This is a genomic window from Stenotrophomonas sp. TWI1149 (assembly GCF_039673155.1).
Classification (GTDB): Bacteria; Pseudomonadota; Gammaproteobacteria; order Xanthomonadales; family Xanthomonadaceae; genus Stenotrophomonas; species Stenotrophomonas maltophilia_AA.
The window spans coordinates 166083-189503 of sequence record NZ_JBDJLB010000007.1 but is presented as its reverse complement, the minus strand read 5'-3'; the positions used below and the strand labels follow the sequence as shown (position 1 = coordinate 189503).

Annotated in this window: 10 protein-coding genes; 7 read left to right on the top strand and 3 right to left on the bottom strand. The window is 68.9% G+C overall.

Translation table 11 applies throughout. The annotated features are described in order from the left end of the window. Nucleotides 1-102: 102 nt before the first annotated feature. Together rho and trxA are read right to left on the bottom strand one after the other, a co-directional pair. Nucleotides 103-1893 (bottom strand): transcription termination factor Rho, encoded by a 1791-nt coding sequence (gene rho / locus ABE424_RS10205; protein WP_346490649.1) that lies wholly within the window; start codon nucleotides 1891-1893, stop codon nucleotides 103-105. Between the two features lie 221 nt (nucleotides 1894-2114). Further along, nucleotides 2115-2444, bottom strand: a complete 330-nt coding sequence (trxA, locus tag ABE424_RS10200; RefSeq protein WP_176987992.1) for a thioredoxin — start codon at nucleotides 2442-2444, stop codon at nucleotides 2115-2117. A gap of 561 nt (nucleotides 2445-3005) precedes the next feature. On the opposite strand from trxA, the gene rhlB reads away from it, so the two are divergent. The 5 genes from rhlB to ung all read left to right on the top strand — a co-directional run bounded on the left by rhlB (nucleotide 3006) and on the right by ung (nucleotide 8150). Further along, nucleotides 3006-4727, top strand: coding sequence for an ATP-dependent RNA helicase RhlB (gene rhlB / locus ABE424_RS10195; protein WP_346490650.1), 1722 nt, complete (start codon nucleotides 3006-3008; stop codon nucleotides 4725-4727). 223 nt (nucleotides 4728-4950) lie between these two features. Next, nucleotides 4951-5637: a cell division ATP-binding protein FtsE gene (gene ftsE / locus ABE424_RS10190; RefSeq protein WP_019183511.1), complete on the top strand. Its 687-nt coding sequence runs from the start codon at nucleotides 4951-4953 to the stop codon at nucleotides 5635-5637. Beyond that, on the top strand, nucleotides 5634-6584 hold the full coding sequence (gene ftsX, locus ABE424_RS10185) for a permease-like cell division protein FtsX (RefSeq protein ID WP_346490651.1): 951 nt from the start codon (nucleotides 5634-5636) through the stop codon (nucleotides 6582-6584). Before ftsE ends, ftsX begins: the two co-directional genes overlap by 4 nt. A gap of 7 nt (nucleotides 6585-6591) precedes the next feature. Next, nucleotides 6592-7434, top strand: a complete 843-nt coding sequence (locus ABE424_RS10180) for a response regulator (RefSeq protein WP_176987995.1) — start codon at nucleotides 6592-6594, stop codon at nucleotides 7432-7434. Then, nucleotides 7431-8150: a uracil-DNA glycosylase gene (ung, locus tag ABE424_RS10175; protein ID WP_346490652.1), complete on the top strand. Its 720-nt coding sequence runs from the start codon at nucleotides 7431-7433 to the stop codon at nucleotides 8148-8150. The genes ABE424_RS10180 and ung overlap by 4 nt, the downstream gene beginning before the upstream one ends. A 17-nt stretch (nucleotides 8151-8167) precedes the next feature. Here the strand turns inward: ung and ABE424_RS10170 are convergent, their stop codons facing one another. Continuing rightward, nucleotides 8168-8518, bottom strand: coding sequence for a helix-turn-helix domain-containing protein (locus ABE424_RS10170; RefSeq protein ID WP_346501898.1), 351 nt, complete (start codon nucleotides 8516-8518; stop codon nucleotides 8168-8170). A 477-nt stretch (nucleotides 8519-8995) separates the two neighbouring features. On the opposite strand from ABE424_RS10170, the gene ABE424_RS10165 reads away from it, so the two are divergent. Together ABE424_RS10165 and ABE424_RS10160 are read left to right on the top strand one after the other, a co-directional pair. Further along, entirely contained in the window at nucleotides 8996-11023 is a 2028-nt protein-coding gene (locus tag ABE424_RS10165; protein WP_346501894.1) for a hypothetical protein, read from the top strand. Nucleotides 11024-11102: 79 nt separating this feature from the next. After that, on the top strand, nucleotides 11103-23420 hold the full coding sequence (locus tag ABE424_RS10160; RefSeq protein WP_346490655.1) for an Ig-like domain-containing protein: 12318 nt from the start codon (nucleotides 11103-11105) through the stop codon (nucleotides 23418-23420). Nucleotide 23421: the final 1 nt, after the last annotated feature.

The following is a 23421-nucleotide window of genomic DNA, read 5'->3' as shown; positions in this document are numbered from 1 at the left end:
TAGTCCAGCGCGCCGTTCCGTCCGGAAGATGCCGAAGTCAGGATCTCGATACGAAAAAGGCCCCGCACTGCGGGGCCTTTTCCTGTCCGGATGATGCGCCGATCAGCGCTTCATCGAACCGAAGAACTCGTCGTTGGACTTGGTGTTCTTCATCTTGTCGAGCAGGAATTCCATCGCAGCCATTTCATCCATCGGATGCAGCAGCTTGCGCAGGATCCAGATCTTCTGCAGCAGTTCCGGTTCGATCAGCAGATCTTCGCGACGGGTACCCGAGCGGTTGATGTCGATCGCCGGGAACACGCGCTTTTCGGAGATACGACGGCTCAGGTGCACTTCGCTGTTGCCGGTGCCCTTGAACTCTTCGTAGATCACCTCGTCCATCTTGCTGCCGGTATCGACCAGCGCGGTGGCGATGATGGTCAGGCTGCCGCCTTCCTCCACGTTGCGCGCGGCGCCGAAGAAGCGCTTCGGACGGTGCAGGGCGTTGGCGTCCACACCACCGGTGAGCACCTTGCCGGAGCTGGGCACCACGTTGTTGTAGGCACGCGCCAGGCGGGTGATCGAGTCGAGCAGGATCACCACGTCCTTCTTGTGCTCGACCAGGCGCTTGGCACGCTCGATCACCATTTCGGCGACCTGCACGTGACGGGCGGCCGGCTCGTCGAAGGTGGAGCTGATGACTTCGCCGCGCACGGTGCGCTGCATTTCCGTCACTTCTTCCGGGCGCTCATCGATCAGCAGGACGATCAGGTGCACGTCCGGATGATTGGTGGTGATCGCCGTCGCCACCTGCTGCATCATCATCGTCTTGCCGGCCTTGGGCTGGGAGACGATCAGCGAACGCTGACCCTTGCCCTGCGGTGCCATCAGATCGAGGATGCGGCCGGTGATGTCTTCGGACGAACCGTTGCCACGTTCCAGGGTGAAGCGCTTGCGCGGGAACAGCGGGGTCAGGTTCTCGAACAGCACCTTGTTCTTCGACGCTTCCAGCGGCTCACCATTGATGGTGTCCACGATCGACAGCGCGAAGTAACGCTCGCCGTCCTTCGGGAAGCGGATGCGGCCGGACAGATGATCGCCGGTACGCAGGTTGAAGCGGCGGATCTGGCTGGGCGAAATGTAGGTATCGTCCGGGCCGGCCAGGTAGCTGGCTTCGGCCGCGCGCAGGAAGCCGAAGCCGTCCGGCAGGATTTCCAGCACGCCGTCGGCGGCAACGCCGTCGCCATGGCGGGTCAGCACCTTGAGCAGGGCGAAGATCACGTCCTGCTTGCGGGCGCGGGCGACGCCTTCGGAAATCTGCAGCTGCTCGGCGATTTCCAGCAGCTTCTGCGCCGGCATGCGCTTGAGGTCGCTCAGCGAGTAGACCGGGAAGCCTTCCGGCACGTTGGCCTGCTGGCTGCGCACGAACGGCTGCTGCTCACCGCTGTCCTGCGGCATGCCATCGTCGTTGTAGCGATCGCCACCGCGGTTGCGGTCACGGCGATTGCGGAAACGATCGCGGCGGTTGCCCTGGCCTTGACCTTGACCCTGGCCTTGGCCCTGGTTCTGGCCCTGACCCTGCTGGTACGGGTTCTGCCCGCCCTGCGGGTTCTGGTTGCGGCCGTTCTGGTTGCGCTGGCCACCGTCGCCGGTGTCCTGCTGACCACCGCCCTGCGAGGGCGATGCGTCGCCACCGGCAGACGCCGCCGGTGCCGATGCCTGCGGAGCTGCCGAAGAAGCGGCAGCCGGCGCCGGCGCGTCAGACGCGGCAGCCAGAGGCAGAGCGGGTTGTGAGGGGGGGGAACCTGCGTCGGCACCGGTGTTGGCGGCGGCCTTGGCGACGCGCGGCTTGCGCACGCGCTTCTCGGCGGGCGCGTCGGCGCTCCCGGGTTCGGAAGTAGTGATATCGGACAAGTGCTGGATTCCTCGCTAGAAGGTGCGAGCGCCCGGCAGGGCGGCGAACGTTGGGAAAGGATCTGGAAGGAAACTGCGTCCAGAAGATGCGGCGCGCGAATGCGGCCGGATATGCCGACACTAACACCGGCTCGCGGCGGCGCGCAAGCCGGGTGGGGCAGGGTCATTCATGCGGGCGACGGGCCCGCGTGGCAGCCGGACGGGCCGGCTGCCTGCTGCGATCAGGCCAGGGCCTTGTCGAGCATGCCGGCCAGCTGGGCCTTGCCGACGGCACCGATCTGCTGGGCCTGGACTTCGCCGTCCTTGAACACCAGCAGCATCGGGATCGAGCGCACGTGGTACTTGGCGGCCAGTTCGCGCTGTTCGTCGACGTTGACCTTGGCGATCTTGGCGCGGCCGTTGTAGGCGTCGGCCAGTTCGTCCAGCGCCGGGGCGATCATCTTGCAGGGACCACACCATTCGGCCCAGAAATCGACCAGCACCGGTTCCTTGGAATCCAGTACTGCGCTTTGGAAGTCAGCGGTGCTGACGTGTACAACCTTGTCGCTCATCTTGGTTTCTCGTCTGGTAATGCACCCGGCAGGGCCGGAGGAAGTTGAAGTTGGGCAACGCCACCCGGGCGTCACCCGCGTCTGGTGCCTCGTGGCCGCGGGCGGCCAGCGGTGCGTTCGGCGGATGCCTGGACGCTCACGGGGCGCAGTGTACCGCTATCGCCGTGACCGGACAGACGCTGGTTGGAAAGAAGCATCCCGTCATCGCCCACCTGCGGTGTCGCGACGATCCCCTTCGATATGCGGGGGCCTGGACCCCGGTTCCACCCCCGTCAGCGGGGCCGTTCAACCGGCGGCATGCCCGGTGAATGCGGGGTGCAGATCCACTCCCGAGGCACTGGACCGCCCTGCAACGGCGCGCCGGGCGGACATTCTCACCGGGTTGTGCGACGAACTATCCCGGTTTGGCGCCGACATTGCGCTAAACTGGGGCATTGTGCGGCGCCCTGGACCTGGAGTCCGGCCCCGCCAATCCCGGCGCAGGGGCCGTTTGCGACGGTGCCCCCCAAGATTGCAAGCCACCCCGCACCTCTGCCGGGATGGCCTTACCAAGACGGACTCATGAGCGACAAACCGCTGACCGATTTGACCTTCTCCACTTTCGACCTGCATCCGGCGCTCCAATCCGGGCTTGAAAGTGCTGGTTTCACCCGCTGCACCCCGATCCAGGCGCTGACCCTGCCGGTGGCACTGCCCGGTGGCGACGTCGCCGGCCAGGCCCAGACCGGTACCGGCAAGACCCTGGCGTTCCTGGTCGCGGTCGTGAACCGCCTGCTGACCCGCCCGGCGCTGGCCGATCGCAAGCCGGAAGATCCGCGCGCACTGATCCTGGCCCCGACCCGTGAGCTGGCCATCCAGATCCACAAGGACGCGGTGAAGTTCGGTTCCGACCTCGGCCTGCGCTTCGCGCTGGTCTACGGTGGCGTGGACTACGACAAGCAGCGCGAGATCCTGCAGCAGGGCGTGGACGTGATCATCGCCACCCCGGGCCGCCTGATCGACTACGTCAAGCAGCACAAGGTGGTTTCGCTGCACGCCTGCGAAATCTGCGTGCTCGACGAAGCCGACCGCATGTTCGACCTGGGCTTCATCAAGGACATCCGCTTCCTGCTGCGCCGCATGCCCGAGCGCAGCACGCGCCAGACGCTGCTGTTCAGCGCCACGCTCAGCCATCGCGTGCTGGAGCTGGCCTACGAGCACATGAACGAGCCGCAGAAGCTGGTGGTGGAGAGCGAATCGATCACCGCCGCCCGCGTCCGCCAGCGCATCTACTTCCCGGCCGACGAAGAAAAGATCCCGCTGCTGCTGGGCCTGCTCTCGCGCAGCGAAGGCGCCCGCACCATGGTGTTCGTCAACACCAAGGTGTTCGTCGAGCGCGTGGCGCGTTCGCTGGAAAAGGCCGGCTACCGCGTCGGCGTGCTGTCCGGCGACGTGCCGCAGAAGAAGCGTGAGAGCCTGCTCAACCGCTTCCAGAAGGGCCAGCTGGAAATCCTGGTGGCCACCGATGTCGCCGCCCGCGGCCTGCACATCGATGGCATCAAGTACGTCTACAACTACGACCTGCCGTTCGATGCGGAAGACTACGTGCACCGCATCGGCCGCACCGCGCGCCTGGGCGAAGAGGGCGATGCGATCAGCTTCGCCTGCGAGCGCTATGCGATGGGCCTGCCGGACATCGAGGCCTACATCGAACAGAAGATCCCGGTCGAACCGGTCACCAGCGAGATCCTGACCCCCATCCCGCGCGCGCCGCGCGCCCCGCTGCCGGAAGGCGAGGGCGATGCCGAGGGCGACGAGAATGAGAGCGTCGGCCAGATCTTCCGCGAAGCACGCGAAGCGCGGGCCGCCGAAGAGCAGCGCCGTGGCGGTGGCAGCAGCAGCCGTGGCGGCAAGCCGTCCGGTGGCCGCAGCGAGCGCCGCGCCCCGGGTGAGCGCAGTGCCGATGGCAAGCCCCGCCGCGAGCGCAAGCCGCGCGTGGAAGGCGAGCAGCCGGTCGCCGCCGTCGATGCGGTCGATACCGAGGCCAAGCCGCAGCTCGCGCCGACCGCCGCCCCGTCTGCCGAAGGCAGCCCGGCGGTGGAAGGTGAGCGCGCGCCGCGCAAGCGTCGTCGTCGTCGCCACGGCCGTCCGGTCGAGGGTGCCGAAGGCGCGGCAGCGACCGGCCCGGTGACCCCGGTGCAGGTGACCGCCAAGCCGATGCGCGGCACGCCGGCCGCCGACCCGGGCGCCTCGTTCCTGACCCGCCTGGGCCGCAAGATCCGCCGGATGCTGTCCGGTTCGTAAGACCGGACGCGCGACCCGCGATGCCTGGGGGGTATAGCCCCCTTGGTAAGGGGGCGGTCGCGAAGCGACGGGGGATCGGGTGCTGATGAGAGGGCCCACGGTTTGCGCAGCGAACCGTGGGGCGACAGCGTGAATGCGATGGCGCTTGCCCCGACCAACGGTCGGCACCTACCGTCTGACACCCCACCTCCACGCCGCCACCCTCGTCCTGCATAATCAGGGGATGAGCGTCCTGCGTTTTGACAATGTCAGCAAACAATATGCCGGCGGCCACCAGGCACTGGTGGACGTCAGCTTCGATGTCGCCCCCGGGGAAATGCTGTTCGTCACCGGTCACTCCGGTGCGGGCAAGAGCACCCTGCTCAAGTTGATCCATCTCGACGAGCGGCCCAGCCGCGGCGCGGTGATCTTCGATGAGCGCAACCTGCTGAAGGTGCGCGGCGGCAGCATTCCGCGGCATCGGCGCGAGGTCGGTGCGGTCTACCAGGACCACCGCCTGCTGATGGACCGCAGCATTGCCGAGAACGTCGCCCTGCCGTTGATCCTGCGCGGCACCCGCCGCAACGAGATCGGCAAGCGCGTGCGCTCGGTGCTCGAGCGCATGGGCCTGGGCCACCGCGAGAAGGCGCTGCCCTCGCAGTTGTCGGCCGGTGAGCAGCAGCGCGTCGGCATCGCCCGTGCGATTGTCGGCGAGCCCAAGCTGCTGGTCGCCGACGAACCGACCGGCAATCTGGATCCCACACTGGCGGCGGAGATCATGGCCTTGTTCGCCGAGCTGCCCGACCGTGGCACCAGCGTACTGGTGGTCAGCCACGATCTGGCCCTGCTGCGACGCATGCGCAAGCGCGTGCTGATCCTGGACCACGGCCGCCTGGTCGATGACATCTCGCCGCAGGACCTGGCCGAATGAACGCACCGGTGACCAAAGAAACCGCCGCGCCCTCACGCCTGGGCGTGTGGCTGCACCATCACGGCCACAGCGTGGTCTTCAGCCTCGGCCGCGCGTGGCGCAAGCCGTGGGCAACGCTGCTCACGGTGATGGTCATGGCACTGGCACTGGCCCTGCCGCTGGGCCTGTCGATCGCGCTGGACAACCTCACGCACTTCGCCGGCAGCGTGCAGCAGTCGCGCGACATCAACCTCTTCCTGAAGACCGACGCCGGTGCCGATGCGGCCCGCCAGGTGGCCGAGACCCTGCGCGGTCGCGCCGACGTGGCCAACGTCACCGTGCAGACGCCGGAGCAGGGCCTGGCCGAGCTGCGCGAGAGCGCCGGGCTCGGCGAAGCCATCGATGCACTGCATGACAATCCGCTGCCGACCCTGCTGATCGTGACCCCGGGCGAGGGCACCGATGACGCGCGCCTGGCGCAGTCGCTGGAGGGCCTGCCGCAGGCCGACCTGGTCCAGCACGATGCGCTGTGGCGCAAGCGCCTGGATGGCTGGCTGGGCTTCGGTACGCGCCTGGTGCAGGTGCTGTCGGTCCTGCTCGGCCTTGGTGCCGCGCTGGTGGTGGGCAATACGGTGCGGCTGGACATCCAGGCCCGCCGCGATGAGATCGGCGTGCTGCAGCTGCTCGGCGCCAGCGATGGCTTCATCCGTCGCCCCTTCCTGTATCTGGGCGCGTGGTACGGCCTGGGCGCCGGCGCGGTCGCCCTGGCATTGATCGGTGCGGCCGGGTTGGCCCTGCGCCCGCCGCTGGCCGCGCTGTCGCAGAGTTATGGCAGCCCGTTCGTGCTGCATGGTCTGGATCTGCTGCATTCCTCGTTCGTGCTGCTCGGCACCGTGGTGCTGGGCTGGCTGGGCGCCTGGCTGGTGACGGGGCATTTCCTGCGCCAGACCCGTCCGACCGAAACCTGAGGTCCGCATGCGTCCGCAAGCCCTCAAGCACCTCGCCGACGACGCACCGCGCGTGATGGTCGTCGACGGCTCCAGGCTGGTCCGCAAGTTGATTGCCGATGTGCTGCAACGCGAACTGCCGGCGGTGGAGGTGGTGGGCTGCGCGAGCATCGCCGAGGCGCGTGCGGCGCTGGACGCCGGGCCCGTCAGCCTGGTCACCACCTCGCTCACCCTGAGCGATGGCGACGGGCTGGACCTGGCGCGCATCGTGCGCGACGCGGCGGGCCAGGCCTACGTGCCGGTGATCGTGGTGTCCGGCGACGCGCAGCAGCATCTGGAGCAGCGCCGCTTCACCGAGTACGTCACCGATTATTTCGACAAGGCCCTCGGCCACGAAGCACTGGCCACCTTCATCCGTGGCTATGTGCAGCCGGAGACGATTCCCGGCGCGACCATCCTGTACGTCGAAGACAGCCGCGTCGTCGCCGAAGCGACCAAACGCATGCTCGAACGGCAGGGTTTGAACGTGCTGCATGTGCTGACCGCCGAAGATGCCTTCGCGCTGCTCACGGCCGAATCGCTCGGCCGCAGCAGCCACCGCATCGACCTGGTGCTCACCGATGTCACGCTCAAGGGCGAGCTCAGTGGCCGCGATGTGGTGCAGCGCGTGCGCGTGGATTTCGGCTACGGCAAGCGCCGCCTGCCGGTGCTGGTGATGACCGGTGACGGCAACCCGCACAATCAATCCGGCCTGCTGCAGGCCGGTGCCAACGATCTGGTGCAGAAACCGATCGAAGAGCGGCTGCTCATCACCAAGGTGCTGTTCCAGCTGCGCCTGTCCCGCCTCAACGACAAGCCTGTAGTGCGATGAATGACGATGTAGTGCCCAGCATCCAGCTCGAGCCGAGCTGGAAGACGCGTATCGGTGATTACCTGCTGCGCCCGGACATGCGCGAACTCTCCGCGTTCCTGCGCCAGCGCAAGGCGGCCGGGGCGCAGGTGTTCCCGCCCGGCCCGCAGATCTTCGCCGCGTTCGATGCCACGCCCTTCGACCAGGTCAAGGTGGTCATCCTCGGCCAGGATCCGTATCACGGGCCTGGCCAGGCGCACGGCCTGAGTTTCTCGGTGATGCCGGGCGTGCCGGTGCCGCCGTCGCTGCTGAACATCTACAAGGAGATCGAGGCCGATCTGGGCATCCCGCGTCCCGACCATGGGTGCCTGCTGCCGTGGGCGCATCGTGGCGTGCTGCTGCTCAACGCGGTGCTGACCGTGGAAGCGGGCAACGCCGGCTCGCATCAGCGTCGCGGCTGGGAAGGCTTCACTGATCACGTCGTGGACACCCTGAACCGCGAGCGCGAAGGCCTGGTTTTCCTGCTGTGGGGCAGCTACGCGCAGCAGAAAGGCAAGGTCATCGACACCGGGCGGCATCGCGTGCTCAAGGCGCCGCATCCTTCGCCGCTGTCGGCGCATCGCGGTTTCCTGGGCTGCCGCCATTTCTCGATGACCAACGAGTACCTGCAGCGCCGCGGCCACGACCGCATCGACTGGTCGCTGCCGCCGCGCGCCGCGCTGGATGCCGCGGGCTGATCACCCGCGGCCGTCTGCTACACGGCCAGCATCTCGATGATCGATTGCGCGACCTGCCGCTTGCGCGGTGGCAGCCGCCGCAGCAGCGACAGAATGTTGCCTTCCAGGTCATCGCGCACGTAGTCCTGTGCGGGCGCGGTCATCGTGAGTTCCTCCCCGCTGGCTTTGCACACGCCGCGGCCGGTGGCCAGCCACTCGAAGCGCACCCGCGTACTGATGGCGATATGTGCCAGGTGCGACACACTCGGATGGGTGCCGCCACGCCGTTCCCATTGCGCCACCGCGCTGCGCTTGACCCCGGTTTCCATCGCCAACTGCGTTTGTGACATCCCTGCGCTGGTGCGTGCTGCGCGAATTCGATCCGACATCGCCAACATGGCCTTCCCCTTTCTCATTCCTTGAACGGTGGATGGTTATCGATACTTACCGGGCAGTGATTCTTTTTCCACTCTGTACAGAATGACTTGCCGCCCCTGTCGCGCCGAGCGCTCCACCGTGAAACCGCTGGCCGACAGTGAAACTTCCCCCTGCACGCGCCGTGGCCGGTTTGACGGTTTCCCTGCGTGCACGTAGTTAATCCCTCAAGCCGGCCATGACGCGCCGGGACATCCAAAACATCGGAAGCAGGCCGATGCCCTGTCGATCATGGTCGGTATCCACCGGCCCGTGAAAGACCGCTTCGGCCAGGACGCAGGGGATGGCCGATGGATAAAGTTTCTGTTGTGAAGTTGGCGTTACGGCGATTCAGCTTGAGGGCTGTTTCGCTGTTATTTGTGATGTTGATCGCATTAAGTGCGGGTATTTCCACCGCCAGCGCGCAATCGGCCTGCACGGCTGGCGCGTGCGTGAGCGCCGGGCCGCGCCTGGCTTCGATCGATTCCACCCAGAGCCCCGTGCTCAATCTCCTGTTCGGCGCGCTGCTGCCCGGCACCACGGTCAACCTCAGCGTGGTCGACTGGAACAACCTGGCGGGCGCCAACATCAATCTCAACGCGCTGCTGACCCAGCTCAACGGCGGCGTGGTGGTGAGTGATCCCAGCCAGGTGCTCAACGCCAACATCACCCTGGGGCAGCTGCGTGCGGCGATGGTGCAGGTGCTGCAGGCCGACGGGCAGACCGCGGCAGCCAACGTGCTCAACGCGCTGCCGCTCGGGGCGGCCGGGGTGAGCGGTAACATCCGCCTGGCCGACATCCTGCAGATCGCACTGCCCACCGGTTCGCTGGCGACGGTGCGGCTCAACGTGCTGGACCTGCTGACCGGTGGCATCCAGCTCTACAACTTCCGCAACGTCCTCACCACGCCGAACCCGATCACGGTCAACACCGCCGCACTCGGCCTCAACGGCGTCGCCAACGTGCGCCTGTGGCTGCAGGTGGTCGAGCCGCCGGTCTACACCTGCGGCGCGGCGGGCGCGGCATTCCACAGCGCGGCGATCCGCATCAAGCTGGATCTGGACCTGGTGCAGGGGCTCAACACCGGCACGCTCTCGGCGGCGTTGAGCGGCCTGAATCTGCTGGGTGTCACGCTCTCCAACACCAGCATCACCGCCGATGTCCTGCATCTGCAGGTGTACGCCGATGTCGCGCGTGCCGAAGGCGCGATCTCGGCGATCAACCTGGTCGGCAACGCGGTCACCCTGCAGGCGCGGCCGGGCCTGGTGAATCTCTACGTCGGCCAGATCAGCGATGCCACCTTCTTCAACCGCAGCACCGTGCTGACCGACACCGCGTTGAGTGCGGCCACCCTGACCTCGCTGAGCGTGCGCGTGCGGGTCTCGGCCAACGTGCTCGGCCTGCTCACGCCGGTGGCCGACATCACCATCCCGCTGACGGTGAGCATCCGCAGTTTCGCCACTGCCACGCCCGGGCTGCAGAGCGCCAGTTTCACCGGCCCATACCCACAGACACGCACGCTGAGCGCCGGCACCGTCAGTGCGGCGACGATGGTCTCCACCCTGGTCAATTCGCTCAGCATCCAGGTCACCAGCGGCAATCCCACGGTCACCCTGCTGGGCGGCATCCCGTTGCCGCTGCCGGTGGCCGACCTGGTCAACGGCATCGTCAACACGCTGCTCACGCCGATCCGCACGCAGGTCAACGCGCTGGTCACGCCGGTGTTGACCGCGCTGCTCGGCGGCGTGGTCGACAACCTGCTGGCCCTGCTCGGCATCCGCATCGGCCAGGCGGTGTTCACCGTGGAAGGCATCACCCAGGCCTGTGCGGCGACGCTGCAGCTGGTCAAGGACCTGCAGCCGACCAGCGACACCGGGCGCTTCAATCTCTCCATCACCTACAACGGCAGTACCGTCGGCTCGGCCAGCAACGTCGGCAACAACGGCGCCACCGCCGCGGTGATCACCGTCCCCGGCGGCAGCTACGCACTGGCCGAAGCCGCCGCGGCCGGCACCACGCTCGCCCGCTACGCCAGCACCTGGCAGTGCACGGACCAGAACAACACCGTGGTGTCCTCCGGCAGCGGCGGCAGCTTCACCCTGCAGGCACCGGCCATGACCGCCACCGCCGTCACCCTGGTGTGCCGGATCACCAACCGCACGCGGCAGGCGGACCTGTCGATCACCAAGACCGATGGCAGCAGCAGCTACACGCCGGGCGGCACCGCGACCTACACGTTGCTGGTCCGCAACGACGGCCCGGATGCGGTGACCGACGCCGTGGTCGCCGACAGCCTGCCCAACGGGACCACGCTGCGCGGCGCCTGGACCTGCAGCGCCACCAGCGGCAGCACCTGCGCCGCGGCGAGCGGCGGTGCCGTCGGCGGCAACGCGGTGAACGTGGGGGTGAACCTGATCAACGGCGGGCAGGCCACGATCAGCGTACCGGTCAGTTTCAGCAGCAACCCGGGCGCGTACTAGCGCCTGGTGCAGCACCGCGTGTGGCGCGGGGTGACCCGTGCAGGGGATGGACAGGACCACTGTTTTCGAGGATGAGCGCATGGCAGCAACCGGCACATACAGCAGGGCAGGGACGGCTTCGGCCTGCATCGCGCGCGCGGTGGCCCTGCTGGCGTTGCTGCTGCCGCCGCCGCTGCTGCTGGCGCAGAGCTATCCCAACCCGCTCAACAACACCGCCACCGTGACGGCGCCGGCCGATGTCGGCGATCCCGCGCCCGGCAACAACAGCGCCACCGACAGCAATGCACTGGCCCTGCAGGCACAGCTGAGCGTCACCAAGGCGCTGCTCAGCGCCACACCGGTCGCGGCCGGTGGAGCGGTGCAGTACCGCATCCAGGTCAACAACGCGGGCCCGTCCGCCGCCTCGGGCGTGGGCGTGGTCGATACCGTGTCCGCGCTGCTCACCAATGTCAGCTGGACCTGCCAGGCCACCACCGCCGCCTCGTCGTGCGCGCAGGCCACCGGCAGCGGCAATGCGATCAACGTGCAGGTCACTGTCGGGGTCAACGACAGCGTGGTGCTGCTGGTCACGGGCACGGCGCCGACCAGTACACCGGCCACGGTGCCGGCCAACAGCGTCTCGCTGGTGCTGCCGGTGGGCACCACCGACCCGACCCCGGGGGACAACACCGCGACCACGCCGGCGGTGCCGGTGCAGGCCAACGCGCTGGTGGCGAACAACGACACCTTTGCCACGGCGATCTCTTCGACCACGGGCGGCAGCACGCCCACCGTGCTCGGCAATGACACGCTCAACGGCGCGCCGGTGAACGGGCCCGACCTGATCATCGCGCTGCAGAGCGCACCGTCCGGCTTCACGATCAACAGCGCAGGCGTGATCACCGTGCCCGCGGGTGCGGCCGCCGGGGCAACCACGCTGACCTACCAGATCTGCGAGAACGCCTCGCCGACCAACTGCGCCACCGCGACGGTGAGCCTCATCATCGGCCCGACCGCGGTGAACGACAGCTTCAACGCGACCGGTGGCGCGCCCTCGCTGACCGCTACCGTGGCCGCCAACGACAATGCACCGGCAGGCGCGGTGTTCACCGCCGTCGGCGTGCCGCCGGCCGGTCTGACGCTCAACGGCGACGGCAGCTTCACCTACGCGCCCGCCGGTGGCATCGCCGCGGCGACGTCCTTCCAGTACCAGGTCTGCCTGCCGGCACCGAACGGCACCGTCTGCAGCACGGCGACCGCCTCGATCGTGGTCAATGCGAACGCGCTGGTCGCCGTCGATGACACCTTCACCACGCCCCTTCCGCCCGGCACCGGCGGGCTGACCCCGAGCGTGCTCGGCAACGACACCTTCAACGGCGGCACCGTGCCGCAGGCGCAGGTCACGCTGAGCCTGGTCGGTGCACCGGCCGGCTTCGCGATCAATGCCAACGGGACGATCCAGGTGCCCGCCACCGCTGCGGCCGGCCCGTTGGCGCTGACCTACCGTTTCTGCGAGAACGCGCTGCCAGCCAACTGCGCCACGGCCACGGCGAATCTGATCGTCAGCCCGGACGCGGTCAACGATACGGTCACCACGCCGGGCGGCGGACAGCCCGCGACCGGCACCCTGGCCGGCAACGACACCATCGCCAGCGGCTCCACCTACACGCTGGGGATCGCGCCGACCCGGGGCATCGCGGTGGTCAACGCCGATGGCACCTTCAGCTATACGCCGACCAACGCCAATACCGGACCGGACTCGTTCACGTACCAGGTGTGCCTGCCGACGCCGAACACGACGGTGTGCGACAGCGCGACCGTCAGCGTCAACGTGCAGGGCAACCAGATCGCCGCCGTGGACGATCTGTTCGTCACACCGCTGCAGCCAGGCAGCACCACGAGCGTCAGCCTGCTCGCCAACGACACGCTCAACGGCGCGGCGGTCGCGCCGGGCGCGGTTGCCCTCACGCTCAGCAATGCGCCGGCCGATTACGCCGTCGACGCCGGTGGGCAGGTGATTGTTCCCGCCAGTGCCGCCGCCGGTGCGGTGAATTTCAGCTATCAGATCTGCGAATTGGCCACCCCGGGCAATTGCGCCACCGCCAACGTCCAGTTGGTGATCGCACCGGATGCGGTGGACGACATCGTCACGGCCACTGCGGGCATCGCCTTGGCTGGTACGGTTGCCGGCAACGACAACGTGCCGGGCGGCGCGCAGTTCAGTGTGCTGGCGGTGGCCGCGCACGGCAGCGTCACGCTCGCCGCCGATGGCAGCTTCAGCTATACCGCCCAGGCGGCCTACACCGGGCCGGACAGTTTCCGTTACCAGGTGTGCCTGCCCGCACCGAATGGCAACGTCTGCGACAGCGCCACGGTCACGATCAACGTCAGCCCGGGTGCGATCGTCGCCACCAACGATGATTTCAGCAGCGCGCCGCTGACCAGCGCCGGTGGGCTCACCGCCAGCGTGCTGGGCAACGACACCCTCAACGGCGTTGCGATCCTTCCCGCGCAGGCCGCGCTCTCGCTGATCAACGCCCCTCCGGCCGGCTACACCCTCGATGCCGCCGGCCAGCTGCAGGTGCCTGCCGGTACCGCCGCCGGTCCGGTCACCCTGACCTATCAGCTGTGCCAGGCCGGTACCAGCAACTGCGCCACCGCCACCATCGTCGTGGTGATCGCGCCGGATGCGGTGGCGGATGCGTACACCACCCAGGTCGCCACGCCGCTCAGCGGCAATGTGTCGGTGAACGACAACACCGCGGTCGGCACCACCTTCGCGGTGACGGGCGCGACTCCGCCCGGCCTGGCGTTCAACGCCGATGGCAGCTTCACCTACACCCCGCCGGCGCAGTACACCGGCACCACCACGTTCAACTACCAGGCCTGCCTGGCCGCGCCGCTGGCGGGCGTCTGCGATACCGCCACGGTCACGCTCAACGTCAATGCCGGCACCCTGGTCGCCAATGACGATGATTTCCGCAGCGCGATCATCACGCCCACCACCGGCGGCACCACCAACAGCGTGTTGGCCAACGACACCATCAACGGTGCCATTCCGCCTGCGCCGGCCCAGGTGATCCTGAGCCTGGTCGGTGCGCCGGCCGGGTATGTACTCAACAGCAACGGCACGATTTCGGTGCCGGGCGGTGCAGCGTCCGGAGCGGTCGACTTCTCCTACCAGCTGTGCGAAGCGGCGCTGCCCGGCAACTGCGCCACGGCGGCGGTGCGCCTGCTGCTGGCGCCGGTGGCGGTCAACGATACCTTCAGCACACCGGTAGGCGTGGCAGTGACCGGCAACGTGGCCGGCAATGACAACGTGCCGGCGAACGCCGCCTTCAGCCTGAGTGGCACCGCGCCGACCGGGCTGGTGTTCAATCCGGATGGCGGCTTCACCTATACCCCGCCGGCCGGCACCCAGGGCGCGATCACCTTCGCCTACCAGGCCTGCCTGCCTGTGCCGGACAACGCGGTGTGTGCGGGCGCGACGGTCACCCTCAACGTCAATGCCGGCACCCTGATCGCCAATGACGATGATTTCCGGGGCGCCCCGATCGACCCCGAGCTCGGCGGCAGCACCGCTTCGGTCCTGGTCAATGACAGCCTCAACGGCACCGTGCCGCCCGCCTCCGCGGACGTGCTGCTCAGTCTGGTCGGTGCGCCGGCCGGCTATACGCTGGCTTCCGATGGCAGCGTGACGGTCGGCAGCGGCGTGCCGGCCGGTGCGGTCACGCTGACCTACCAGCTGTGCGAAGCGGCGTTGCCGGGCAACTGCGACTCGGCGCAGATCCGGCTGCTGGTGGCACCGTCCGCGCAGGCCGACGTGTTCTCCACGCCGGCCGGTCAATTGCTGGCGGGCAACGTCGGCAGCAACGACAACGCGCCGGCCGGTGCGGTGTTCTCCCTGACCACCCCGGCGCCGGCGGGACTGCAGTTCGGCCTGGACGGCACGTTCCAGTACACGCCGCCGGCCGGCTTCACCGGGCCGGTGACGTTCACCTACCAGGTCTGCCTGCCGGCGCCGGACACCGCCCAGTGCCGCACCGCCACGGCGACCATCAACGTCAACGCCGGCACGCTGCTGGCGCGCGATGACGACTTCAGTGCCGCGCCGCTCGCGCCCGGCGGCACCACCACGGTCAGCGTGCTGGCCAACGACGCGCTGGATGGCGTCACACCGCCGGCCCCTGCGAGCGTGCTGCTCAGCCTGGTCGGCGCCCCGGCCGGCTACGCGCTGGATGCCAATGGTCTGCTGCAGGTGCCGCCCACCGCGGTGGGCGGTGCTGCGGTGCTGACGTACCAGGTCTGCGAAGCGGCGCTGCCGGGCAACTGCGCCAGCGCCACGATCCGTCTGGTGGTCTCACCGTCGGCGACCAACGATGTGTTCTCCACGCCGGCCGGGCAAGCGCTCAACGGCGCCGTGGGCGACAACGACAACGTGCCACCGGGCGCACTGTTCACCGTCACCGGCACCGCGCCGGCCGGCCTGGTGTTCAGCGGCAGCGGCAGCTTCACCTATACGCCGCCGGTCGGTACCACCGGCGCGGTCACGTTCGACTACCAGGTCTGCCTGCCGGCGCCCAACGCCACGCTGTGCGCGAATGCCAGCGCCACCATCACCGTCAACGCAGGCACGCTCGCCGCCAATCCGGATGACTTCAGCACGACCCCGATCAACCCGGTCACCGGCGGCAGCACCCCCTCGGTGCTGGCCAACGATGCGCTCAATGGCAGCACTCCGCCGACGGCAGCCGATGTGCTGCTGTCGTTGCAGGGCGCGCCGGCCGGGCTGGCCATCACCGCCGAAGGTGCGGTGACGGTGGCACCGGGCACGCCGGCAGGCGTGAAGAATCTGACCTACCAGCTCTGTGAAGCAGCGGCGCCATCCAACTGCGCCATCGCCACCGCACGCGTGGTGGTCGCGCCGTCCGCCGTGGACGATGCGTTGTCCACGCCCTCGGGCCAGGTGCTGAACGGCTCGGTGGCCAGCAACGACAATGTGCCGGTGGGCGCCCAGTTCACCGTGCTCAACATCCCGCCGGACGGTCTGGTGCTCGCGGCCGACGGCACCTTCAGCTATACGCCCCCGGTCGGCTTCAGTGGCGCAATCCCGTTCACCTACCAGGTCTGCCTGCCGGCACCGGACGCGGGCGTCTGCGCGACGGCCAGCGTCACCCTCAACGTCAACAGCGGCACGCTGGTGGCGGTCGACGACAGCTTCGCCACGCCGCTCGCCCCCGGTACCGCCTCGCCGTCCGTGCTGGTCAACGACACACTCAATGCGGCCACGCCGCTGCCTGCGGAGGTCGTGCTGTCGCTGATCGGCGCGCCGACCGGTTTCGCCATCGCTGCCGATGGCACGGTCACGGTCGCCGCCGGGACCGCCGCCGGCGCCACCACGCTCACGTACCAGATCTGCGAAGCCGCTGCGTCGTCCAACTGTGCCACCGCCAGTATCGCGCTGGTGGTGGCGCCTGCGCCGGTCAACGATGCGTTCGCCGTGCAGGCGGGCCAGACGATCAACGACACGGTGTCGGGCAACGACAACATGCCGATCGGGTCGCTCTACAGCGTGCCGGGCGCACTGCCGTCTGGTGTGACCTTCAATGCCGACGGCAGCTTCAGCTACACGCCGCCGGCCGGCACCACCAGCCCGACCAGCTTCATCTACCAGGCCTGCCTGCCGGCGCCGAACGCGGCCGTCTGCGGCACCGCCACGGTCACGCTCAACATCAACAACGGCGCCCTGGTCGCGACCGACGACAGCTTCGGTGCGATCGCGCCGGGCGCTGCCACGCCCAGCGTGTTGAACAACGATGCGCTCAACGGCGTCAGCCCGGTACCGGCCGCCAGCGTCTCGCTGAGCCTGGTCGGCGCGCCGGTCGGATTCACGATCAACCCCAACGGCACGGTCTCGGTGGCGGGCAATGCGCCTACCGGTGCGACCACGCTGAGCTACCAGATCTGCGAAACCGCCGCGGCGAACAACTGCGCCACCGCGAGCATCGCGCTGGTGGTGCGTCCGGCACCCGTCGATGATGCGATCGCCGTGCAGGCCGGCCAGCCCAACAGCGGCAACGTGTCGGGCAACGACAACATGCCGGCGGGCTCGACCTGGAGCGTGGCCGCGCCGCCCCAGGGCCTGGTGTTCAACAGCAACGGCAGCTTCACCTATACGCCGCCGGCCGGCACCGTCGGCCCGGTCACGTTCGCCTACCAGGCCTGCCTGCCCGCACCGGATGCCGCCCTGTGCGGCACCGCCACGGCCACCTTGACCATCGCCGTCAACGCCGTGGTCGCCAACGACGATACCTTCGCTGCGCCGCTCACCGGTGGCTCCGCCACGCCCAGCGTGCTGGCCAACGATTCGCTCAATGGCGTGAGCCCGCCGGCCGCGGCGACGGTGCAGCTGCTGCTGGTCGGCGCACCGGCCGGCTTCGTGATCAACAACGATGGCACCGTGCAGATTCCCGTCGGCGCCACCGCCGGTGCCACGACGCTGACCTATCAGCTGTGCGAAGCCGCATCGCCGACCAACTGCGCCACCGCCGCGATCCGCATCGTGGTCACGCCGGCGCCGCAGAACGATGCCTTCTCCGTGCCGGCCGGTGGCACGCTCGTCAATGGCAGCGTCGCCGCCAACGACAGCATGCCGACCGGGTCCACCTGGACCGTGCAGGGCACGCCGCCGAACGGGCTGGTGTTCAATGGCGACGGCACCTTCAGCTACACGCCGCCGGTGGGCACCACCGGTGCGGTGACCTTCACCTATCAGACCTGCCTGCCCGCACCCAATGCCGGTGTCTGCGGCACGGCGACGGTCACGCTCAACGTCAATCTGGGCACGTTGGCGGCCGCCGACGATAGCTTCACCGACATCGCGCCGGGTACCGCCACGCCCAGCGTGCTCGGCAACGACGCGCTCAACGGCGTCAGTCCGCCGGCGCCGGCCACCGTGCAGCTGAGCCTGGTCGGTGCACCGTCCGGTTACAGCATCGCCCCGGACGGGACGATCAACGTGCCGACCGGTGTCGTCGCCGGCGCGACCACGCTGACCTATCAGATCTGCGAAACCGCCGCGCCGTCCAATTGCGATACCGCCACCGTTGCGCTGGTGATCCGTCCGGCACCGCAGAACGATGCCTATGCGGTGCAGGCCGGTGGCACGATCAGCAACGGCAACGTCGCGGCGAACGATGGCATGCCGGCCGGCGCGAGCTGGGCCGTGCAGGGCGCGCCTCCGGCGGGCCTCGTGTTCAATGCCGATGGCACGTTCACCTATACCCCGCCGGTCGGCACCACCGGTCCGGTCACCTTCACCTACCAGACCTGTCTGCCGGCCCCGAACGCGGCACTGTGCGCGACCGCCACGGTGACGCTCAACGTCAACACCGGCACCCTGGCCGCCGCCGATGACACGCTCACCGGCGTGCTGCCGGGCGCCACCACGGCCGGCAGCGTGCTGGCCAACGACAGCCTCAACGGCACCTCGCCGCCGGCCGCGACGGATGTGCTGCTGAGCCTGGTCGGTGCACCGGCCGGCTTCACGATCAATCCGGACGGCACGATCAGCGTCGGTGGCGGGGTGACCGCCGGCCCGACCACGCTCACCTATCAGATCTGCGAAGCCGCTGCATCGAACAACTGCGATACCGCCAGCGTCACCGTGGTGGTGACGCCGCTGCCGCAGAACGATGCCTTCAGCGTGCAGTTGGGGCAGACGCTGGGCAACAGCGTGGCCAGCAACGACAACCTGCCGCCCGGCGCCAGCTGGACGCTGCAGGGCACGCCGCCGGCCGGCCTGACCTTCAATGCCGATGGCTCGTTCACCTATACCCCGCCGGGTGGCACCACCGGGCCGGTGAACTTTACCTACCAGGCCTGCCTGCCGGCGCCGAACACGACCCTGTGCGGCACCGCCACGGTCACCCTCAACATCACCACCGGTGCGCTGCTGGCCGGCAATGACACCTTCAGTGGCATCGCCCCCGGCACCACGTCGGCCGCCAGCGTGCTGGCCAATGACAGCCTCAACGGCGTCTCGCCGCCGGCCGCGGCCAGCGTCGTGCTGAGCCTGGTGGGCGCGCCCGCCGGCTTCGCGATCACGCCCAGCGGCACCATCAGCGTCGCCACCGGCACGATGGCAGGCGCGACCACGCTCACCTACCAGATCTGCGAAGCCGCCGCGCCAGGCAACTGCGCCACGGCCACGGTGACGGTGATCGTCAGTCCCACGCCGCAGAACGATGCCTTCTCGGTGCAGGCCGGGCAGAGTCTGGGCAACAGTGTGGCGACCAATGACAGCCTGCCGCCGGGGTCCACCTGGGCGATCCAGGGCACGCCGCCCGCCGGGCTTGCGTTCAACGCCGATGGCAGCTTCACCTATACGCCGCCGATCGGCACGCCCAGCCCGGTGACCTTCGTTTACAGCGCGTGCCTGCCAGCACCGGACAGCAGCCTGTGCGGCACGGCCACGGTCACCCTCAACGTCAACAACGGCACGCTCACCGCCGGCGATGACACGCTCACCGGCGTGCTGCCCGGTGCGACCACGGGCGGCAGCGTGCTCGCCAACGACAGCCTCAACGGTGTCTCGCCGCCGGCGCCCGCCGATGTGGTGCTGAGCCTGGTCGGCGCGCCGGGTGGCTTCACTCTCTCGCCGGACGGCACGATCAGCGTGGGCACCGGTGTGGTGTCCGGTCCGACCACGATCACCTACCAGATCTGCGAAGCGGCGGCGCCGGCCAACTGCGATACCGCCAGCGTCACCGTGGTCGTCACCCCGGCACCGCAGAACGATGGCTTCGCGGTGCAGGCCGGACAGACGTTGGGCAACACGGTCGCCGCCAACGACAACACGCCGCCGGGTGCGGTGTTCACCCTGCAGGACACTGCGCCGGCGGGCCTGGCCTTCAACCCCGACGGCACGTTCACCTATACCCCGGCCGCGGGCGTGACCGGCCCGGTCAGCGTCGCCTACCAGGTGTGCCTGCCGGCGCCGAACGGCAGCCTGTGCGGCCGCGCGATCCTTACCATCAACATCAACAACGGCCTGCTGGTGGCCGGTGATGACACGCTCACCGGCGTCGCACCGGGAACCACGTCCAGTGGCAGCGTGCTGGCCAACGACAGCCTCAATGGCGTCTCGCCGCCGGCCGCGGCGGATGTACTGCTGAGCCTGGTCGGCGCACCGGCCGGTTTCAGCATCACGCCGAGCGGCACGATCACGGTGGCCAGTGGCACGACCTCCGGTGCCACGACGATCACCTACCAGATCTGCGAAGCCGCCGCGCCGGGCAACTGCGATACCGCCAGCGTCACCGTGGTGGTCAGCCCCGCCCCGCAGAACGACGCGTTCTCGGTGCAGGTCGGGCAGACCCTGAGCAACAGCGTGGCCAGTAACGACGCCATGCCCGCCGGTGCGCTCTACACCGTGCAGGGCACGCCGCCCCCGGGCCTGACCCTGGCCAGCAATGGTGGCTTCACCTATACGCCGCCGGCAGGCACGCCGAGTCCGGTCAGCTTCACCTATCAGACCTGCCTGCCTGCGCCGTACGCCGCGACCTGCGGCACCGCTGCGGTGACGATCAACATCAACACCGGCACGCTGGTGGCCGGTGACGACGTGCTTACCGGCCTCGCACCGGGCACCACGTCCTCGCTCAGCGTACTGGCCAACGATCAGCTCAACGGCGTCAGCCCGCCGGCGGCGGCAGCGGTGCAGCTCAGCCTGATCGGCGCACCGGCCGGTGTCAGCATCAACCCGGACGGCACGATCAGCATCGGCAGCGGCGTCACCGCCGGCGCGACCGCGGTGACCTACCAGATCTGCGAAGCCGCCGCGCTGGCCAACTGCACCACTGCCACGGTCACCGTGGTGGTCACCCCGGTCCCGCAGAACGACAGCTTCACCGTGCCTGCCGGGCTTCCGCTCACGGCCAACGTCGGCGCCAATGACAATGTCGCCGCCGGTGCGCTCTACACCCTCACCAGCGGCGCGTTGCCGGGCCTGGTGTTCAATGCCGATGGCAGCTTCAGCTACACCCCGCCGTCGGGCACGCCGGGGCCGGTGAGCTTCAGCTACCGGGTCTGCCTGCCTGCGCCGTACACCGCGCAATGTGGCGACGCCACCGTGACGCTCACCCTGTCCGGCTCGGCCAACGTGGTGCTCGCGGTCAACGACGACTTCACCGGCACCCCGGTCGATCCGGCCGTGGGCGGCACCATCGCCCGCTCGGTCGTGGAGAACGACAGCTTCAACAACGTTTCGCCGCCGCCGGTGGGCAGCGTCGTGGCCAGCCTGACCGGCAGCACGCCGGGCTACACGATGAACAACCAGGGCCAGATCATGGTCGCGGCCGGTGTGCAGCCCGGCCAGGTACAGCTGGCCTACCAGCTGTGCGAGAACGGCGTGCCGACCAACTGCACCACCGCGATCGCCACGGTGCGGGTGCAGGGCCCGGTCGGTGCGCTGCTGGCGGTGGACGACAGCGGCGGCCCGATCGGTCCGTCCGGCCGCCCGCGCCTGTTCAATGTGTTCACCAACGATACGTTCAACACCGCGCCGCTGGATCCGTCCCAGGTGAGCTTCGCACCGGTCGCCACCAACGCCCTGGCCTTCAGCGCCGATGGCTGGGTGGATGTGGCTGCCGGGCTGGCGCCGGGCAGCTATGGCACCACGTACACGATCTGCCTGCTCAACCAGCCGACCGTCTGCGATACCGCAAACGTCACCGTCACCGTCATCGCCGGCGATCCAGGCGTGGATGCTGAAGACGACCGGGTGGAAATCCCGCAGGACGGCGTGATCGAGATCGACGTGCTCGGCAACGACCGCGTCAACGGCACGCCGATCGATCCGGACACCGTCACCGTGACCATCACCGCGCCGCCGCCGTATGGCACGGCCACGGTGCTGCCGCGTGCCCGCATCCGCTTCGCCGCGCTGGCCAACTTCTCCGGCGAACAGACCTTCGACTACCAGGTCTGCGAGGTGGCGAATCCGGCGATGTGTGCCGGTGCCACGGTCACGGTCATGGTCGAGCCGAACGTGCTCACCCTGGCTGACGATGCCGTCACCGCGGAGAGCAGCGCGCCGCTGGCGATCAACGTGCTGGCCAACGACAGTGCCCGTACCGCGCCACTGGATCCGGCGTCGCTGCAGGTCGCGGTGGCGCCCACGCACGGCAGCGTGCAGTGCGCCAACGGCGTCTGCACCTATACGCCGGCGGCCAACTTCGCCGGCACCGACAGCTTCCGTTACCGGGTCTGCGATGTGTCCATCCCCACACCGCTGTGCGCCGAAGCGAACGTCGCGGTCACCGTGGCCGGCCAGCAGGCCGTACTGCGCCTGACCAAGGTGGCCGGCAAGCGCAGCGCGCAGATCGGCGACCTGGTGCGCTACACCGTCACCATCGACAACGTCGGCGAGGTGGATGCCAACGGTGCCACCCTGCTCGATACGCTGCCGCCGGGCTTCACCTTCGTGCGCGGCGGATTCGCGGTGCTCGATGCCGACAACGACGCACGCACCAGCGGCGTGCAGCCGCTGCGCATCGACGGCATCGACGTGGCCGCGGGCGAGCGCGCCACGGTGGTGTACTACCTGCGCGTCGGCGCCGGGACCGGCACGGGGGTGCATACCAACCGCATCACCGCCATCGACGGCGAGAACCGCACGATCGGCAACGTGGCCTCGGCCGAGGTGGAGATCACCACCGATCCGCTGCTCGATGAGAGCCTGATCGTGGGCAGCGTATTCGACGACCGCAACGGCAACGGCATCCAGGATGACGGTGAGCGCGGCATTCCCGGCGTGCGCATCGCAGCGGTGGAAGGCCTGCTGATGGAAACCGATGCCTTCGGCCGCTATCACCTGGTCGGCATCCCGGGCGGCGAGGCGCGTGGGCGCAACTTCATCCTGAAGGTGGATCCGTCCACGTTGCCGGCCGGTGCGCGCTTCACCACGCCCAACCCGCTGGTCCGCCGCATCACCCCCGGGCTGCCGGTGCGCTTCGACTTCGGTGTGCGCATGCCCGAGGGGGCGCTGAGTACCGCACCGCCGACAGCGCCCACCGCATCGCGACCCGCGCGCATCGAGCTGGGTGAGGCCCTGTTCCCCACGGGCAGCGCGCAGCTGGGGGCCGACCGCGCACCGGTGATCGCAACGGCCGCGCAGGCCCTGGTGGCGCGTGGCGGCGGACGGCTGCAGCTCACCGCGCATACCGACCAGGCCGACCTTGCACGGCAACGTGCACAGGCGCTGCGGGTGGCCCTGCGGCCGCAGCTGCCGGCGCCGGTCGCCGCGGCGACGACGATCGAGGTGCTGGACGCCGATGGGCGCGTGCTGCAGCGCCTGCGTCTGGACGATCCCCCCGAGCCTGCCAGTCCCGGTCGCGCGACCGGGGAGGGGCGCTGAC

Bases quoted from the DNA above. Each gene is read 5' to 3' on its own strand.
- ABE424_RS10160 (WP_346490655.1), top strand. From the start codon at position 11,103: ATGGCAGCAACCGGCACATACAGCAGGGCAGGGACGGCTTCGGCCTGC.
- trxA (WP_176987992.1), bottom strand. From the start codon at position 2,444: ATGAGCGACAAGGTTGTACACGTCAGCACCGCTGACTTCCAAAGCGCA.
- ABE424_RS10170 (WP_346501898.1), bottom strand. From the start codon at position 8,518: ATGTCGGATCGAATTCGCGCAGCACGCACCAGCGCAGGGATGTCACAA.
- ftsX (WP_346490651.1), top strand. From the start codon at position 5,634: ATGAACGCACCGGTGACCAAAGAAACCGCCGCGCCCTCACGCCTGGGC.
- ung (WP_346490652.1), top strand. From the start codon at position 7,431: ATGAATGACGATGTAGTGCCCAGCATCCAGCTCGAGCCGAGCTGGAAG.
- ABE424_RS10180 (WP_176987995.1), top strand. From the start codon at position 6,592: ATGCGTCCGCAAGCCCTCAAGCACCTCGCCGACGACGCACCGCGCGTG.
- rhlB (WP_346490650.1), top strand. From the start codon at position 3,006: ATGAGCGACAAACCGCTGACCGATTTGACCTTCTCCACTTTCGACCTG.
- ftsE (WP_019183511.1), top strand. From the start codon at position 4,951: ATGAGCGTCCTGCGTTTTGACAATGTCAGCAAACAATATGCCGGCGGC.